18 protein-coding genes are annotated in these 18,119 nt (G+C 34.9%); 13 read left to right on the top strand and 5 right to left on the bottom strand.

The window, feature by feature from the left end:
- Positions 1-225: 225 nt before the first annotated feature.
- Both ribH and JJL45_RS06050 read right to left on the bottom strand, forming a co-directional pair.
- A complete protein-coding gene (gene ribH / locus JJL45_RS06055; RefSeq protein ID WP_068602623.1) occupies positions 226-711 on the bottom strand; it encodes a 6,7-dimethyl-8-ribityllumazine synthase in 486 nt (161 codons plus the stop codon).
- A gap of 11 nt (positions 712-722) precedes the next feature.
- Positions 723-1,493, bottom strand: a complete 771-nt coding sequence (locus JJL45_RS06050; protein WP_068602624.1) for a tetratricopeptide repeat protein — start codon at positions 1,491-1,493, stop codon at positions 723-725.
- 137 nt (positions 1,494-1,630) lie between these two features.
- On the opposite strand from JJL45_RS06050, the gene recF reads away from it, so the two are divergent.
- The 3 genes from recF to JJL45_RS06035 all read left to right on the top strand — a co-directional run bounded on the left by recF (position 1,631) and on the right by JJL45_RS06035 (position 3,299).
- Positions 1,631-2,710, top strand: a complete 1,080-nt coding sequence (gene recF, locus JJL45_RS06045; protein ID WP_068602625.1) for a DNA replication/repair protein RecF — start codon at positions 1,631-1,633, stop codon at positions 2,708-2,710.
- Between the two features lie 2 nt (positions 2,711-2,712).
- On the top strand, positions 2,713-3,009 hold the full coding sequence (locus tag JJL45_RS06040) for a DUF721 domain-containing protein (RefSeq protein WP_067150457.1): 297 nt from the start codon (positions 2,713-2,715) through the stop codon (positions 3,007-3,009).
- Between the two features lie 98 nt (positions 3,010-3,107).
- The gene (locus JJL45_RS06035; RefSeq protein ID WP_067150460.1) at positions 3,108-3,299 is read left to right on the top strand and encodes a cold-shock protein; all 192 of its coding nucleotides are present in this window, start codon (positions 3,108-3,110) and stop codon (positions 3,297-3,299) included.
- 153 nt (positions 3,300-3,452) lie between these two features.
- Here JJL45_RS06035 and JJL45_RS06030 read toward each other — a convergent pair whose 3' ends face one another.
- On the bottom strand, positions 3,453-3,872 hold the full coding sequence (locus tag JJL45_RS06030; protein WP_067150463.1) for a nucleoside-diphosphate kinase: 420 nt from the start codon (positions 3,870-3,872) through the stop codon (positions 3,453-3,455).
- Positions 3,873-4,037: 165 nt separating this feature from the next.
- On the opposite strand from JJL45_RS06030, the gene JJL45_RS06025 reads away from it, so the two are divergent.
- From JJL45_RS06025 to JJL45_RS05980, 10 genes are all read left to right on the top strand, one after another.
- The gene (locus tag JJL45_RS06025) at positions 4,038-5,057 is read left to right on the top strand and encodes a DHH family phosphoesterase (protein WP_068602626.1); all 1,020 of its coding nucleotides are present in this window, start codon (positions 4,038-4,040) and stop codon (positions 5,055-5,057) included.
- Positions 5,050-5,586, top strand: coding sequence for a gliding motility-associated peptidyl-prolyl isomerase GldI (gene gldI / locus JJL45_RS06020; protein WP_068602627.1), 537 nt, complete (start codon positions 5,050-5,052; stop codon positions 5,584-5,586). The genes JJL45_RS06025 and gldI overlap by 8 nt, the downstream gene beginning before the upstream one ends.
- The gene (locus tag JJL45_RS16255) at positions 5,583-6,713 is read left to right on the top strand and encodes a peptidylprolyl isomerase (protein WP_068602628.1); all 1,131 of its coding nucleotides are present in this window, start codon (positions 5,583-5,585) and stop codon (positions 6,711-6,713) included. Before gldI ends, JJL45_RS16255 begins: the two co-directional genes overlap by 4 nt.
- Positions 6,714-6,729: 16 nt before the next feature.
- The gene (gene lgt, locus JJL45_RS06010; RefSeq protein ID WP_068602629.1) at positions 6,730-7,659 is read left to right on the top strand and encodes a prolipoprotein diacylglyceryl transferase; all 930 of its coding nucleotides are present in this window, start codon (positions 6,730-6,732) and stop codon (positions 7,657-7,659) included.
- Position 7,660: 1 nt separating this feature from the next.
- Positions 7,661-8,140: a DUF192 domain-containing protein gene (locus JJL45_RS06005; RefSeq protein WP_068602630.1), complete on the top strand. Its 480-nt coding sequence runs from the start codon at positions 7,661-7,663 to the stop codon at positions 8,138-8,140.
- 221 nt (positions 8,141-8,361) lie between these two features.
- Positions 8,362-9,096 (top strand): DUF2092 domain-containing protein, encoded by a 735-nt coding sequence (locus tag JJL45_RS06000; protein ID WP_068602631.1) that lies wholly within the window; start codon positions 8,362-8,364, stop codon positions 9,094-9,096.
- Positions 9,097-9,115: 19 nt separating this feature from the next.
- Positions 9,116-10,159 carry a DUF6515 family protein gene (locus JJL45_RS05995; protein ID WP_068602632.1) on the top strand — a complete coding sequence of 348 codons (1,044 nt, stop codon included), beginning with the start codon at positions 9,116-9,118 and terminating at the stop codon, positions 10,157-10,159.
- 123 nt (positions 10,160-10,282) lie between these two features.
- Positions 10,283-12,463 carry a DUF748 domain-containing protein gene (locus tag JJL45_RS05990; RefSeq protein ID WP_068602633.1) on the top strand — a complete coding sequence of 727 codons (2,181 nt, stop codon included), beginning with the start codon at positions 10,283-10,285 and terminating at the stop codon, positions 12,461-12,463.
- 116 nt (positions 12,464-12,579) lie between these two features.
- Positions 12,580-14,121: an arylsulfatase gene (locus tag JJL45_RS05985; protein WP_068602634.1), complete on the top strand. Its 1,542-nt coding sequence runs from the start codon at positions 12,580-12,582 to the stop codon at positions 14,119-14,121.
- A 61-nt stretch (positions 14,122-14,182) separates the two neighbouring features.
- Positions 14,183-14,548, top strand: a complete 366-nt coding sequence (locus tag JJL45_RS05980) for a hypothetical protein (protein WP_068602635.1) — start codon at positions 14,183-14,185, stop codon at positions 14,546-14,548.
- An 83-nt stretch (positions 14,549-14,631) separates the two neighbouring features.
- On the opposite strand, the gene mdh is transcribed toward JJL45_RS05980, so the two are convergent.
- Together mdh and gyrB are read right to left on the bottom strand one after the other, a co-directional pair.
- On the bottom strand, positions 14,632-15,558 hold the full coding sequence (gene mdh, locus JJL45_RS05975) for a malate dehydrogenase (RefSeq protein WP_067150496.1): 927 nt from the start codon (positions 15,556-15,558) through the stop codon (positions 14,632-14,634).
- Between the two features lie 329 nt (positions 15,559-15,887).
- Complete coding sequence (gene gyrB, locus JJL45_RS05970) at positions 15,888-17,837, bottom strand: DNA topoisomerase (ATP-hydrolyzing) subunit B (protein WP_068602636.1); 1,950 nt, start codon at positions 17,835-17,837, stop codon at positions 15,888-15,890.
- Between the last annotated feature and the right edge of the window lie 282 nt (positions 17,838-18,119).

Here is an 18,119-nt window from a genome sequence, read left to right as displayed (position 1 = left end):
ACCTAGGCTGATAGTTGAACGTTTTATGTTTGCGTTGTTTAAACAAAATAAGGATACCGTTATCCTTCAAAAGTACTTAAAAATAGACAGATAATATGAACTGCAATGCTAAAAATTGTTAACAACAGCACATAAGTGAAGGGCATGACCTCATTCTAAAATCATTAAAAACAAACTACTAAAGTTACAAACCCATAGGTTTGAAAAATACCTTAAGTAAAATGCTTAGTGATCTTGACGTAATTTCGCCATTTTTATAGCCGCAATAGCAGCTTCTGTTCCTTTATTACCGTGAATTCCGCCAGAGCGCTCTATAGATTGTTGCATGTTATTATCGGTAAGTACACAGAAAATAACAGGCGTTTCATGTAAAACATTAAGATCTTTAATCCCTTGTGTTACCCCCTCGCATACGAAGTCGAAATGCTTGGTTTCCCCTTGAATAACGCTTCCAATAGCAATAACAGCATTTACCATCTGCTCTTGCATTTTTTTGCATCCATAGATTAACTCAAAACTCCCTGGAACATCCCAACGAATGATATTCTGGGCATCTACACCATTATCAATTAGCGCATCGTAAGCCCCTTTATAAAGCCCTTCAGTAATGGTATTGTTCCATTCTGAAACAACAATCCCAAACCGAAAGTTACTCGCGTTTGGGATTGTTGCTTTATCGTATTCTGATAAATTTTTATTTGCCGTAGCCATATAATAGCAATTTATTTGTTTACCAACACTTCTGCTTTTCCAATAAACACTTCTACTTTAGCAGCTTCAGAAGAATTTGAATAATCATCTTTAATTCTTTCGAAGTAAGTTAAAGCTTTATCGGCTTGACCTAAATCTAAAGCGATAGTTCCAGCTTTAAATAAGTACATTGGCGTCGTGTATTCGTTGTCACGCATTTCAGCAGCTTCTTCATAATAACCTAATGCATCTTCTTTTTGTCCTAATTGAACAAAAGCGTCACCAATATTACCTTTAGCTAAAGGTGCTAAAATTTCATCTTCGCTATTAAAGTCATTTAAATACTTTACAGCATTCTTGTAATCCTTTAATCTTAGGTAAGCTGTACCCGCGTAATAGTTTGCTAAATTAGCAGAAGGCGTTCCACTGTATTGGTCGATAATATCAAGCATTCCAAATTTACCTTCACCACCGTTAAGTGCTAAATTGTATAAAGAATCTTTTTTCGCTCCTGTAACCGCCTGATCAAAATACTTTTGAGCTTGGAACATATCGTTCATTGCTGAAGTTTGCTTAGGCTTAGAAATAAATTCTTTATATCCTAAAGAACCCAAAACCACGATAGCTACTAAACCGATAATAATGAAAATGTATTTTTGATTTTTCGCAACAAAGTCTTCCGTTTTAGAAGCTGACTCATCAAGGGCGTTAAATACCTCGGCTGTAGTTGATTCTTCCTCAATATTCGTTTGCTTCTCTTCCTTTGTTTTTGGTTTGTAACCTCTTTTGTTATAAGTTGCCATGTATTCCGTCTAATTTATTGTCGCGCAAAAATATAATTTTTCTTTATAACTAAAAGCGTATTTATTTGATATTTTTCAATAATTTGCACTTCTTTTTATCGGTAAAGCTCCAAAACCTTCGTTAAGTTGCTATTTATATGATTTTAAAATCACTTTCTCTTCTCAATTATAAAAATTTCGACAGCAAATCGTTTGTTTTCAACGACAAAATAAATTGTATTGTTGGAAATAATGGTATTGGAAAAACGAATGTGTTGGATGCTATTTATCATTTATCCTTTGGAAAAAGTTATTTTAATCCTATTGCTTCACAGAATATTAAGCATGACGAAGCCTTTTTTGTTATTAATGGGGATTATGAAAAGGATGATAAAGTTGAAAAAATTGCCATTAGCCTAAAACGCGGACAAAAAAAAGTGATTAAGCGTAACGGTAAAGTTTACGATAAGTTTAGTGAGCATATTGGCTTTTTGCCTTTAGTTATTATTTCGCCAGCGGATAGAGACCTTATTATTGAAGGCAGCGACACACGCAGAAAATTTATTGATAGTGTTATTTCACAAAGCGACAAAAACTACCTCAATCAATTAATAAGCTACAACAAAACCCTAGCACAGCGTAACGCTCTACTAAAATATTTTGCTCTAAATCACACCTTTAACGCAGACACCTTAGACGTTTACAACGAACAGCTTAACAATTTTGGCGCCCAGATTTATGAAAAGCGCAAGCATTTTTTAGAAACCTTTATTCCGATATTCAAATCGCGGTATGAAGCCATAAGCAACGGAAAGGAACTTGTCAATTTAGTATATAGCAGTCAATTAGAAGAAAACGACTTACAAACGCTTTTAAAAACAGCTTTAAGTAAGGACCGAGCACTACAATATACCAGTGTAGGCATTCATAAAGATGATTTAAATTTTAACATCGAGGAGCACCCTATTAAAAAATTTGGTAGCCAAGGCCAACAAAAATCATTCTTAATCGCCTTAAAATTAGCGCAGTTCGATTTTTTAAAAAACCTAAGTGGTGTTAATCCCATTTTACTTTTAGATGATATTTTTGATAAACTTGACGAACAACGTGTCTCACAAATCATTAAATTAGTGGACGATGAAAATTTCGGTCAGTTGTTTATTAGTGACACCCATGCCGATCGCACGGAAAAAGCCGTAAAACAAGTACATCAATCTTACGAAATATTTAAATTATAATCATGGCCAAACGCAACAACGAACACCTAAGTATTTCTGACGCCCTAAAAGAATTTGTAGAAACCAACAGATTAGAAAAAGGATTAAACAAAGTAAATGTTGCCGATGCTTGGGCAAAACTTATGGGTAACGGCGTTAACAATTACACCTCTTCTGTAAACCTTGAACGAGATACCCTTTACATTCAACTGAACTCGAGTGTATTAAGAGAAGAATTAAGTTACGGCAAACAAAAAATAATTACCATGCTTAATGAAGAATTAGGGAAAGAAATTATTAAAAAATTGATTTTAAGATAATTACATAAAATAATAAATTTCAAAATATTTGATAAAAAACATCTTGGTACAATTATTTACATTATCTTTGAAACTTAAATTATTTTAATACAAATACAATGAGTAAAGGTACCGTAAAATTTTTCAACGATTCTAAAGGATTTGGTTTCATCGTTGAAGAAGACAACAACAAAGAACATTTCGTACACATTTCAGGACTTATCGATGAAATTCGTGAAGGTGATGTTGTAGAATTCGATCTTCAAGAAGGAAGAAAAGGATTAAACGCCGTAAACGTAAAAGTAGTCTAACGATATACTATTTAACAATTACAATAAAAGCCTATCAAAATTTGATAGGCTTTTTTTATGGACGCTTCTACCCTTGATTATTTTTATCAGCCACAAAAAAAATCCGAAACCAACTGGCTTCGGACTTTCAATATGTTTAGAGTTTTATTTACACTAAAACTGCTCTCTTCCTGCAAAGTGAAAAGCACCTTCAATAGCAGCGTTTTCATCGCTATCACTACCGTGAACGGCATTTTCTCCAATAGAGGCTGCGTATAATTTTCTAATAGTTCCTTCAGCAGCTTCAGCTGGGTTTGTTGCACCAATTAAAGTTCTAAAATCATCAACAGCATTTTCCTTTTCTAAAATGGCAGCTACAATAGGGCCACGAGTCATGAACTCTACCAACTCACCGAAAAACGGACGCTCACTATGAATAGCATAAAAAGCTTCGGCATCAGCCTTTGTCATTTGTGTTAATTTTAAGGCTGCAATTTTAAAGCCCGCAGAAGAAATTTTTTCTAAGATCGCTCCAATGTGTCCTTTTTCAACCGCATCTGGCTTAATCATTGTAAATGTTCTATTTGTTGCCATTTTTTAAATTTTATTTTTATTAATTTCTATGTAAATATGCTTTCATAAAATGATAATTTCCTGAAAACAAACCGATAAACGCTCTTACGGTTTCGGCTGCAAAAGTAACCTATTTATACAAAAAAGCAATAAATCCAGTTTTAAAAAATCGTATCTTCGCCCTCTATGAACAATCAAGATATTTCAAGTATAAAACAATTACTAGCAACCCCAAAAAAAATAGTCATTGTTCCGCATAAAAACCCTGATGGTGACGCTATTGGATCCACATTAGGACTTTACCATTATTTATTAAAGCACCAGCATAAAGCACAAGTTATCGTACCAAACGATTACCCTAATTTTTTAAAATGGGTACCTGGAAATGATCATATCCTAATTCACGATGCGCAAACCAGCGCTTCTGAGACACTCATTAATGAGGCCGATATTATTTTTACTTTAGACTTCAATGCCTTTCATCGCACAGGAAACATGGAGCAAGTTTTATCTGAAAGTAAGGCTTTAAAAATTATGATTGACCACCACCAAGCGCCAGACGATTACGCCACTTACATGTATAGTGATGTTAGTATGAGTTCTACTTGCGAGATGGTTTATCATTTTATTGATTTATTGGGTGACGCAAAACTCATTGATACCCAAATCGCAACTTGTTTATATGTTGGTATTATGACGGATACGGGATCTTTTAGATTTTCTTGTACCACGAGTACAACGCACCGTATTATTGCTGAGCTTATTGATAAAGGCGCACAAAACTCAGACATTCACAACAATGTATACGACACCAACAGCTACGAGCGCCTACAACTATTAGGCTGTGCTTTAACCAACTTAAAAGTGATTCCTGAATCGCGAGCAGCTTATATTACTTTATCTCAAGAAGAACTTAACCGTTTCAATTACAAAAAGGGCGATACCGAAGGCATTGTAAACTATGCGCTATCTTTAGACGGCATCATCCTCGCCGCTATTTTCATTGAAGATAAACAGGAAGGCATTATAAAGATCTCGTTACGATCTAAAGGTGATTTTTCTGTAAACGATATGTCACGTGCTCATTTTAACGGAGGTGGCCATACCAATGCTGCCGGTGGACGAAGTGAGATATCATTAAATAAAACAATTGAAAAATTTATTAGTATATTGCCTAGTTATAACCAAGCTTTAAACCATGCATAAACTTCTAATATTCGCTTTAGCACTCACTGTTTTAGGCTGCAAAACACCTGAACCACGTCGACCTGTTTCAGTAAAATCAGGTTCATTTATTAATGCCTCTGTAGAACGTAATAAAAAACTGAATGCTAAAGAACACGCTACTATCGAGAACCTTTTAAAGCAACAAGAACAAGACTATCTAGCTTCTGATAGTGGTTTTTGGTACTATTACAACACTAAAATTGAAGCCGACACTTTAGCAACACCCGATTTTGGTGATTTGGTGAATTATAATTACAATGTAAAAGCCCTAAATGGTAAATTAATTTATTCTGCGGAAGAATTACGCACACAAAATTACGCCATGGATAAAGAAGAGCTGTTCACAGGACTTCGTGAAGGTTTGAAACTTATGAAGACAGGCGAAACCGTAACCTTTTACTTCCCTTCTCAAAAAGCATATGGCTATTATGGCGATAACAATAAAATTGGTAGCAATATGCCACTAGTTTGTGAAGTCACTGTAAATTCAATCACCCAAAACGAATGAATCTCTTAAAAAAATCCATTAAAGTTTTACTATTACTCCTTTGCGTAGGTTTGAGTTCTTGCAAGGATCATTCCTACCCAGAGCTTGAAGACGGCCTGTACGCCGAGCTTGAAACTTCAAAAGGAACCATGTTAGCGAAGCTTAGTTTTGAAAAAACACCTGTAACTGTAGCGAACTTCGTTTCACTTGCCGAAGGCACTAACACCTTAGTGAAAGCACCTTATAAAGACAAAAAATATTATGATGGCACTGTTTTTCATCGTGTCATGAACGATTTTATGATTCAAGGTGGTGATCCAACCGGTACTGGTAAAGGAAATCCAGGTTACCGTTTTATGGATGAATTTCACTCCGATTTAAAACACGACAAACCTGGCATGCTTTCCATGGCCAACCCTGGAAAGAACAGTAATGGGAGTCAGTTTTTCATCACCGATGTTGCGAAACCTCATCTAGATTATGTACATACTGTTTTCGGTGAAGTGATAGAAGGTCTTGATGTTTTAGAATCAATTTCAACTGTTAAAACTAACGAAAAGCACAGACCTCTAACCGATGTCGTTTTAAAGCATGTTAGAATCATTCGAAAAGGAAAAGCAGCAGAGTCATTTAATGCACCAAAAGTTTTTCAAAAACATTTTGCTGAACAAGAACGTCTCGAAAAAGAGAAAATTGAAAAAGCAGCAGCTATCTTAAAGGCTACTCATGATAAATTTGAAGCTCAAAAAGCAAAAGCGACTACACTTGATTCTGGATTACAGTTTTATATCTCTGAGAAAGGCGAAGGAAAAAAACTTCCTAAAAACTCCAAAGCACTCGTGGACTACTCGGTGTTTTTTGTTGACGGAAAATTAATTGGCACTAGTAAATTAGATGTCGCAGAAGCCCTTGGTGCCGTAAATAAAAAACGTAAATTTGCCAACAAATACCATCCCATCACTGCCGAACTAAAACCCAATGCTCACATGATTCCTGGATTTAAAGAAGGTTTACAACAATTACATGTTGGCGATAAAGCTACTTTATTTATTCCTTATCATTTAGCGTATGGCGATAGTGGTACTAAAGGGATCCCTGGTAAATCAAACCTCATTTTTGAAGTTGAAGTGTTAGAACTTTTAAAATAAAATAAGCTCAAAATCTATGCATGCATTAAAATTCGATTGGAATCCTATTTCTGGAATAGATATCGCAGGAAGTTTCAAAATTCACTTTTATAGCCTCATGTGGGTTACTGCGTTTATTCTAGGATGGTATATCATGAAACGCATTTTCACCAAAGAAAAAATATCTCTAACTTATCTAGATCCGCTTTTTATTTACACGGTTTTAGCCACTATGATTGGTGCCCGATTAGGCCACGTGTTATTTTATCAATCGGAATTGATATCAGAAGACTTTTTTAGCATCTTTTTACCTTTCAAATTCAAGGGTGGTTTTGAGTTTACTGGATTTCAAGGACTTGCTAGTCATGGTGCTGCTATTGGAATTATTATTGGCATGTATTTATATCGTAAAAAATACAACTACAAGTCACTCCTTTGGATTTTAGACCGCGTAGTAATTCCCGTAGCATCTGGAGCCATTTTTATCCGTATTGGAAATTTTATAAACTCTGAAATTATAGGTAAAATAACCGATTCTAATTTTGGAGTACGCTTTATTCAAGACCAATATTACAAGAGAGAAGTAATGCAGCTTACAGGTATTAATGACGTACAAAAAGCCTATGATGCCGTTGCCACGGACCCTAAATTCCAAAACTTATTAGATGCTGTGCCTTACAGACACCCTTCGCAACTTTACGAGTCGTTTTGCTACATTTTTGTCTTTTTAATTTTATGGTATTTCTATTCTAAAACCACTAAAAAAGATCAAACAGGATTTTTGTTCGGATTGTTTTTAGTTCTTCTATGGAGCATCCGATTCTTTATTGAATTCACTAAAGAACCTCAAGGCGAAGAATACATTAACTGGTTTAACCTTAACACAGGACAATGGTTAAGCATTCCTTTTGTATTAATAGGACTCTATTTCATGTTTGTTTACAAGCCAAAATCTCAAGTAAAATAATATGTTCCTCAAAAGACACCTCTATTTTATCATTGCTTTATTAGTCCTTTCAGCATGTAAAGACCAAAAAAAAGACATTAAACAAACCGAGGTGTCGTTTAGCAAAGAAGGTGAACTCACCATTTTTAGTACGGAAAACACACCTAAAACCACTTTGGACATAGAAATTGCAGACACCGATTTTGATATTCAAACTGGATTAATGTATAGAAATTCTATGCAAAAAAACCAAGGCATGCTTTTTGTTTTTGATGATGAACAAGAGCGCTTTTTTTACATGAAAAACACTAAGATCTCATTAGACTTAGTTTATATTGATGCAAATAAAAAAATCGTAAGTTTTCAAGAAAACGCCAAGCCATTCGATGAATCATCATTACCATCTAATGTTCCTGCACAGTTTGTTTTAGAAATTAATGCCGGATTGGTTAACACCTGGAATCTTAAAATTGGTGATAGCATTCAGTTCACTACAAAATAGCATTGAGGCTACTAAAACAAACCACTTTTTCCTCTCAAAAAACCGTTTATTGCCTTAAGCGGTAATTACAGCTTTACATATCACGATTTTTATTATATTTACAAGACGCCATGGCTGTAAGTCTACTATTTAATTTACAATCATTTAACAAGCTTTAGCACATGGCATTAAATTAATTCATTAAAGTTGTTCATAAAACACTAAAAAAACCTTCAAAAATTATGAAAAACCATTTATTCGCGCTTACCCTCCTCCTTATCACCTCCTTGGGGTTTGCTCAAACCACCAAAGAAATTGACTCGACGGCCATCTTCATTCTTGACAAAATGAGTGCTGTTATCGGGGATTTAGAGTCTGTTAATTTTCATTTAAGCAGTTCTAACGATAAAATTAATGAGGACAAAGACATTATAAAAGAATATCACGAAAGTAATATTTCAATTTCTGGACCAGACAAACTTCATATTCGTGTTAATGGGTCAGATGAAGACCTAGCCTATTGGTATGATGGCTCTTTCATTACTTATTACAACTACAACGAAAACAACTATGTGACTTTAGAAGCTCCAGAGACCACACTAGAAATGATAGATGACATGCACCATCAATATGATTTCCAGTTTCCTGCAGCCGATTTTTTCTATCCTGCCTTTACTGATGACTTAATTGAAGCCTTTGATAGTATTAAATTCTTAGGAAGAAAAACATTAAGAGGAGAAGACTGCTACCACATTCAAGCCATTAATAAAAATTTAAATGTGCAAATATGGGTTTCAGCTCAACCCGACGTTTTACCAAAACACTTTGTTATTATTTATAAAAACAAATCTAATTTGCAATATGAGTCTACTTTTAGCAACTGGACATTAAATCCCGTTATCCCAGAATCGAAGTTTCATTTCTTAGCGCCTCCAAATGCAAAACTAATTAGCATATTAAAAAAGGGGAATTCTTAATCAATAAAACATCATTATCATGACCACATATTCATTAAACATAAAACATAAATTAGGCATTCTTCTCGTATTTTTAGCTTTAGCTTTTCCTGCCGATCTGATAGCTCAACGCATGAGCCATGGCGCTTCACGTGGAGGCGGTAGAACTATGTCTAGAGGTGGTGGGGCAGCTAGCCATAGCATGTCGAGACCTAAAACCACGCCTAGCAGATCCAACAATAGAGCAACAACAACCAATAGAGCCACGCCTAAAAGAACTATTAATGGAGGGAGCGCTAACAAGAGTCGAAGCTTTTCTGGAAATTCAAAGGGAAAAGTTACTAATAAATCAACTTCAAGACCTAACCTTAGTACTAATAGAAAAACCTCAACGGTAAAGCGTACTTCTAACAATAAAATAGGAAATAACAGCGGAAATAAGGTCGGTAATAAAACGCATATCGGTAACAACAATGTTAATATTAATGTTAATAACAGCCACCATAACAACAATATTAGAAATACCCGTGTAAGATCAAGTCATGTGCGTTACACAAGACCTCCATATCGCTACGGTGGTCGTGGATATTATTGTCACCGACCATATTATTACCACCCTTACAGACCTTATTACTGGGGGCCTGTGTGGCATCCTTGGGGATATTTTGTAGCCTCTTTGGCAAGAACTGCTATCATTGTAGCTATTATTAGTGACAACGAAGAAGACAAAAAAGAAGAATATCATTATGATAATGGCACCTATTACCTAAAAACAGAAGAAGGTTTTGTTGCTGTTCAAGCACCTGTTGGCGCGCAAGTACCTTCCATTCCAAAAGAAGCTCAAGAGGTTAAAGTTAACGAAACAAACAATTACTATTACGGTGGCGCTTTTTACGAGCAAAACAAAGATGGTTATATTGTAGTTCCTGCTACAGCTGGAACCATCGTTCCGGGATTACCAGAAGGTGGCGAGGAAGTAAAAATAGGCGATGTGACTTATGTTCAATTTGGAGAAACCTATTACCAACCCATACAAGTAGACGGTAAAGACATGTATGAAATTGTTGAAGTAAAAGAAGAATAAATATTACTTAAATAAAGCATGCAACAGGTCAAAAAAACAAGCTTATAATTAACTATTTAAGCTTGTTTTTTTGTTACTAAAGGTTTAAACATTTCTCATTTGAAATAATTCAAAAGGACTCGAATGAATAAAAAAACAAAAATCGTCATTCTTTCTATTTTAGGCGTTATCCTAATTGCGCTAGCGATACTACCTACCCTAGTGAAAAACTACACTATAAAAAATAGTAAAGCTCTCTTAGGTAGACAAATTAACATTGGAGATTTAAAGTACAACTACTTCACAAGTACTGTTAAGGTTTACGATTTTAAATTATATGAGGCTAACGAACAAGATTATTTCGTTTCATTAGACACCTTTATTTTAAATTTAAATCCGCTTAAACTTATTAAAGATAAAGTTGAAATCGATAAACTTTACCTCAGCCATTTAACTGTAAATACAGTTATGAAAGATTCTACTTTTAATTTTGATGATCTTCTTGCCTTTCATTCTAGTACAGACACCATCACTGAAACAGAAAGCGAACCTCTAAAATTTAGCGTTTCAGATATTTCATTAAAACATGCTAATTTTTATTTCGATGACCAAAATATTAATAAGGAAACCCATATTGAAGACTTCGATTTCATCATCCCCTATGTTAGTTGGGATCAAGAAGAAAAGAGTAATGCCGACCTAAAATTCAATTTGAAAAATGGAGGTTATTTTAAATCTATATTAAATGTACATCCTTCGAGCGGCGAATTTGATGCTCATTTCACCATTAGCGACTTACAATTAAAACCTTTTTACGAATACGTTGCCGAGCACGCTCATATTAATAGTCTAGAAGGGCTTATAAATTCTGAAATACAAATTAAAGGCAACACTAATGAAGTCTTAAAATCAATCGTATCGGGCAAGGTTGACATCAGTAATTTTGAAATGACCGATACTTACAACAAGCCATTTTTAGCAGCTAAACATATCGCATCCGATTTAAAAGAAATCGATTATTTTAACAGCTCATACACCTTAGAAACCTTAAAAATAAACGGTTCGTATTCCTTTTTTCAATTGGATTCTACATCAAATAATTTTTTTAGAATTTTTAAACTAGACGCAGCAACACCTGAAGTTGTAGAAAACAAAGGCGACACCTTAATCCATTCAAATCCCCCTTCTAATAATGGAATACATTATGCTATAAACCACCTAATCGTTCAAAACGGCATTTTAGACTATACCGATAATTTAACCGGACAAGCTTTTAACTACCTTCTAACCGATATTGAAATCAATTCTAAAGCCATAACAAGTAACGCCAAATGGATCGATATTTATTCCACCATGCTACTTAATAATCGAGGCACCTTAAAAGCCAATTTAGGCATTAACCCGAACGATTATTACAACTCCACTTTAGATATTTCGATTGAAAACTTTCTGCTACCAGATTTAAACATTTACACAAATTATTATATGGGACATAGTATCTTACAAGGTGACATGTATTATACTTCCAAATCAAAAATAGTAGATGGCCAAATTGAAAGCGAAAACAAATTACTCGTAAAAAATGCTTCGTTAGAAAACACTAAGGGCGGACTCTATAACTTGCCTTTAAAATTCGCATTCTTCCTGCTTACCGACAAAAACGGTGACATCCATTTAGATGTTCCAGTTCGAGGAAATTTAAACGATCCAGATATTAACGTCGGTAAAATTGTTTGGCAGACCTTTAAAAATGTTATTGGAAAAACCGTTGCTGCCCCTGTAAATTTTCTTGTTGGCTTAGTAGGCGGTGAAAAAAAGGACTTGGAAGAAATCGATTTGACTTATACCGACAGTATTCCTACTGAAAAAGCATATAAACAGCTAGGCAAACTCATAGAACTGGAACAGAAAAAACCAGACTTAAAAATTAACCTAACGTATTTCTCTGATAGAAACCTACAAGCTGAAGCCCTGGCCAAAGCTGAAATAGGAAAATCTTTTAAACAAGAAACTGGTAAAGACTTCGAAAAACAAGAAAAAGATTTCGAAAAGTTCGTATTAAAAAAAGTAGAGTCCGATTCGTTAGATTTTAACGGCGCCATAAACAAACTGGTAAGTCAAGCTCAAAAAGACAGCCTCGTTACAGCTTTTGAAACTCATTTAATTCAGAGTACTGAAAGCTATATTAAAGCACAAGCCCCATTTAGCAAAATTGAAATCGAAAAAGGAAAACTTGAAGATCCCGAAAACACCGGAACTTTCCCGAAATTTAAAATAAGTTATGGTTTAAAAGAAGAAAACACAGACATAAACGAACGAAAATAAACCCAAAACTCAAATATTGGTAACATAAAAAAAATGATAACCATCTTTTAACAAAATTTATGCACATAAAATGTATTCAAAATAATTACCTTTAAGCTTTAATCAATCCTAATTTTATGACAAATTTACGAAAACTTGGAGTTCTGATGATGTTCTCCCTTCTAGCATCATCTGTTACAGCTCAAAAAAAACCGAACATTTTAGTTCTTTGGGGGGATGATATTGGACAATCCAATATTAGTGCTTATACCTTTGGAATTACAGGCTACAAGACCCCAAACATTGACCGTATCGCCAAAGAAGGTACCATGTTTACCGATTACTATGCGGAACAAAGTTGTACAGCTGGTCGTTCATCTTTCATTTTAGGTCAGAGTGTATTTCGTACGGGCTTAAGTAAAGTTGGTATGCCAGGTGCAAAAGAAGGTATTAGTGAAAAAGACCCTACTATTGCAGAGCTTTTAAAACCACTAGGATACATTAGTGGGCAATTTGGTAAAAACCACTTAGGTGACCGTGATGAACACTTACCTACAAACCATGGTTTTGATGAGTTCTTCGGTAACTTATATCACTTAAATGCTGAAGAAGAACCAGAATTAAGAGATTACCCAGACCCAGCTAAATACCCGAATTTTAGAAAGAATTTTGGACCTCGTGGTGTTATTCACTCGACTGCTGATGGTAAAGTAGAAGATACAGGACCATTAACTAAAAAGCGTATGGAAACTATTGATGACGAATCATCAAAAGCTGCCATGGACTGGATTAGAAAACAACATAAAGCTGGTAAACAATGGTTTTGCTGGTGGAATGGTACGCGTATGCACTTTAGAACACACGTAAAAGCAGAGCATACAGGAATTTCTGGTCAAAATGAATATGGTGACGGTATGGTTGAGCACGATATGCATATCGGTTTATTCTTAGATTTATTAGATGAATTAGGAATTGCTGACAATACCATTGTGATGTATTCTACAGATAATGGACCACACAAAAACACATGGCCAGATGCTGGTATCAATCCGTTTAGAGGAGAAAAGAATACCAACTGGGAAGGTGGATGGAGAGTACCAGCCATGATAAGATGGCCAGGTGAAATCCCTGCTGGAACTGTAGCTAACGATATCTTTTCTGGCATGGACTGGATGCCTACTTTCTTAGCTGCTGCTGGAGATGATAAGGTAAAAGAAAAACTATTAAAAGGTCACTCTGCAAACGGTAAAACCTTTAAAGTACACTTAGATGGTTACAACATGTTACCATACTTAAAAGGTGAGGAGAAAAAAGGAAGACGTGAAGAAATATTTTACTTCTCTGATGATGGTGACTTAACTGCGTTACGTTACAATGATTGGAAATTAATTTTCATGGAACAAAGAAGTCCTGGAACATTACAAGTATGGGCTGAGCCATTTACTGTATTACGTTTACCAATGATTTACAACTTAAGAAGAGACCCATATGAGTTTGCAAGCATCACATCAAACACCTATTACGATTGGTTATTAGATCACGCATTTTTACTTGTACCAGCTCAAGCTTATGTTGCTAAATTCCTAGGAACATTTAAAGATTATCCGCCTAGAGCTAAAGCAGCAAGTTTTAGTTTAGATAAAGTAATGGATAAACTAGCCACTCCTACAAATAATTAAAAATTTTTAAATAAGGGGTAGACTAAGTTCTACCCTTTTTTACCATAAAAAACAAAACAATATGAAAAAAGTTATCTGGTTAACATTAGGACTTATGTTTTCGGCATTTACAATGTCTGCACAACTTCCAATTAGTTCTTCTGATCTAAAAAGCATCAGTACAACAACGAAATTAAGTGAATCTCAAACTGAAAAAGTTGAAAAAGCTTTACTTACCGATGAAGATTTACAATCTAAAACAATTGATTACTTAAAATCTAACCCTGAAACGTCAAAATCTGTTTTAGATTTGGCCTCTAAAAGCTCAGGAAACACAGATCTTATGAAATCTATTTTAGGGAATAATTCTTTAGCAACTTATGCGATTGATTATATTTCTAAAAACCCGAAATTACTTAAACAAGCCTTGAAGGTTGTAGGCCTTTAATTTGAGTTTATACCATTTCAATCATAAAAAAAACGTCTGAAAAATTAATTTCAGACGTTTTTTATTTATAAAGATTATTCAGCCTATAGCTCTAATAATCCGTTTGTTTTTGCTACACCTTCAGCACTAGCTTTCATGTGTGCTTTTTCAGCATCACTTAAAGGAATATCAACTATTTTTTCGATACCGTCTTTTCCTAATACTACTGGTACACCGATACAGATATCATTTAAACCATATTCGCCTTCAAGGAAAGTAGAACAAGGGAAAATCTTTTTCGTATCACAAGCAATGGCTTGTACCATTCCTGATACAGCTGCTCCTGGCGCGTACCATGCAGAAGTACCTAATAACTTCGTTAATGTTGCTCCACCAACTTTAGTATCTTCAGCAACTTGTGCTAAACGCTCTTCACTTAAGAATTCAGAAACTTTAATACTGTTTCTAGTAGCGTGACTTGTTAATGGTACCATACCAGTGTCACTATGTCCACCAACTACCATTCCATCTACATCGCTAATAGGCGCACCTAAAGCTTCTGCTAAACGGTATTTAAAACGAGCAGAATCTAAAGCACCACCCATACCAATAATTCTATTTTTTGGCATTCCTGTTGCTTTATGTGCTAAATAGGTCATGGTATCCATTGGATTACTAACCACAATAAGAATCATGTTTGGAGAATGCTCAAGTAAACTTTTTGATACATTTTTAACAATACCAGCATTAATACCGATAAGCTCTTCACGAGTCATACCTGGTTTACGTGGAATCCCTGAAGTAATCACACAAATATCACTATTTGCTGTTTGGCTATAATCGTTAGTTACACCAGTTATTTTAGTATCAAAACCATTTAAAGATGCACATTGCATTAAATCCATTGCTTTTCCTTCAGCAAAACCTTCTTTAATATCAAGAATTACGACTTCTGAAGCGAAATTTTTAATAGCAATATACTCAGCACAACTAGCACCTACTGCTCCTGCTCCTACTACAGTTACTTTCATTTTTTTTATTATTTATTATTAGTATTTAATTTGTTTTTAAGCTCGAAATACAACTCATTATAGTTCAAACCGTGCTAATTTACGAATTAAAACCCTTTTAATAAAAAAGTAATAGGTAATTCAATTCTTTTTTGAGAGTACCTAAAAATTTTATGTTAAAATTTCATAAATTATTCATTAAGCTATCAAAATGCTGATTAAACCCAAATATTTTAATCAATCCGCTTTAAATCTAAAAAAAGTATGGCAAAAAAAATAACCCCATCACAAAAGTGACGGGGTTACAAATTTATCACTAAGCACAAGACTTAGTCATTTATAGGTTTTATTTATGCATCAATATTAGCATAAATGGCATTTTTCTCAATAAAATCTCGACGTGGTGGCACCTCATCACCCATAAGCATAGAGAAAATTCTATCGGCTTCCGTACCGTTATCAATTTGCACTAAACGCATGGTTCTAAATTCAGGATTCATTGTGGTATCCCAAAGTTGTTCAGCGTTCATCTCTCCAAGACCTTTATAACGTTGGATTTTTGAACCATCGCCAAACTCAGCAATAATAGCATCACGTTCTTTATCTGACCAAGCATACTGCTTTTTAGCTCCTTTTTTAACCAAATATAATGGTGGTGTTGCAATGTAAATATGTCCGTTTTCAATAAGCTCCTTCATATATCTAAAGAAGAAAGTTAAGATTAAGGTTGCAATGTGACTACCATCAATATCGGCATCACACATAATAACCACTTTATGGTAACGTAATTTTGAAAGGTTTAGAGCTTTACTATCCTCTTCGGTTCCTATGGTTACACCAAGCGCCGTGAAAATATTTTTAATCTCTTCGTTTTCAAAAACTTTGTGTGTCATCGCCTTTTCAACATTAAGAATCTTACCTCTTAATGGTAAAATCGCTTGAAAAGCTCTGTCTCTACCTTGCTTGGCTGTTCCACCCGCCGAATCTCCCTCTACAAGGAATACTTCGCATTTTGATGGATCTTGCTCAGAGCAATCAGACAGTTTTCCAGGTAATCCACCAATACTCATAACGGTTTTACGCTGTACCATTTCACGAGCCTTTTGGGCTGCATGACGTGCTTGAGCGGCTAAAATAACCTTCTGAACAATAATTTTAGCATCGTCTGGGTGTTCTTCTAAATAATCGGTTAACATTTCAGAAACAGCCTGACTTACAGACGCTGACACCTCACGGTTACCCAATTTGGTTTTAGTTTGCCCCTCAAATTGAGGTTCTTGCACCTTCACCGAAATAATGGCTGTTAGACCTTCACGGAAATCATCACCAGCAATATCAAATTTTAGCTTATCTAACATACCCGATTCATCGGCATATTTTTTAAGCGTATGTGTTAAACCACGACGGAAACCAGATAAGTGTGTTCCTCCCTCGTGTGTGTTAATGTTGTTTACGTAAGAGTGTAAATTTTCAGAATACGATGTATTATAAAGCATCGCTACCTCAACAGGAATACCATTTTTCTCCCCTTCAAAAGCGATAACATCTTTCATTAAAGGCTCTCTAGTGGCATCTAAAAACTTCACAAATTCAGGTAATCCATTTTCAGAATGAAACGTTTCACCTTCAAACTCACCATCTTCTTTTACGGCACGCTTATCAACCAAATGAATGGTAATCCCTTTGTTCAAATAAGCCAATTCACGTAAACGACTGGCTAGTGTATCGTAGCTATACTCTAAAGTTTGTGTAAAAATGGTAGCATCTGGCTTAAAAGTAACGATGGTCCCGCGCTTTTCGGTTTCACCTACTTTTTTTACAGGGTAAAGCGCTTTTCCACGCTCATATTCTTGTTCCCAAATTTCACCATTTCTATAAACGGTAGCTTTTAAATGATCTGATAAAGCATTCACACAACTCACACCTACACCGTGTAAACCACCTGAAACTTTATAAGAATCCTTGTCAAATTTTCCACCTGCTCCAATTTTGGTCATTACCACCTCAAGGGCAGAAACGCCTTCTTTCTTATGTAAATCAACCGGAATACCACGTCCGTCATCTTCTGTAGTTATCGAGTTGTCTTCATTAATAATCACTGTAATATTGTTACAGTGTCCTGCCAAAGCTTCATCAATTGAGTTATCTACAACTTCATAAACGAGATGATGCAGTCCGCGCACACCAACATCGCCAATATACATGGATGGACGCATACGTACGTGCTCCATACCTTCTAGGGCCTGAATACTATCAGCAGAATAATTATGTTTATTAAATTCTTCTTTAGGTTCGCTCATAATTTATGTTTTCTAAATTAATGTTCTACTTAATAATTTTTTCACGCTCCCTCGGAAGCATGACAAGTCTCAAAGTATCTATAATTTAAAATCAGGATACCTCTGAAACATATGCATAAAAAAAGATGCCTTTTAGCATCCTTTTGAATACAAACAAATATACGGCTTTATGTCCTTAAATTAAAGCATTTCATCGAGTGACTTATTAAATTATCAACATTTGTTAATTATTCAAAACGCGCTTAAATCGCTTAAAAACCGTCTTAAACGCGAAACAACACC

It is taken from the genome of Tamlana sp. s12 (assembly GCF_016767215.1).
In the GTDB taxonomy this organism is placed as follows: Bacteria; Bacteroidota; Bacteroidia; order Flavobacteriales; family Flavobacteriaceae; genus Pseudotamlana; species Pseudotamlana agarivorans.
This window is presented reverse-complemented; position numbering and strand designations above follow the sequence as displayed.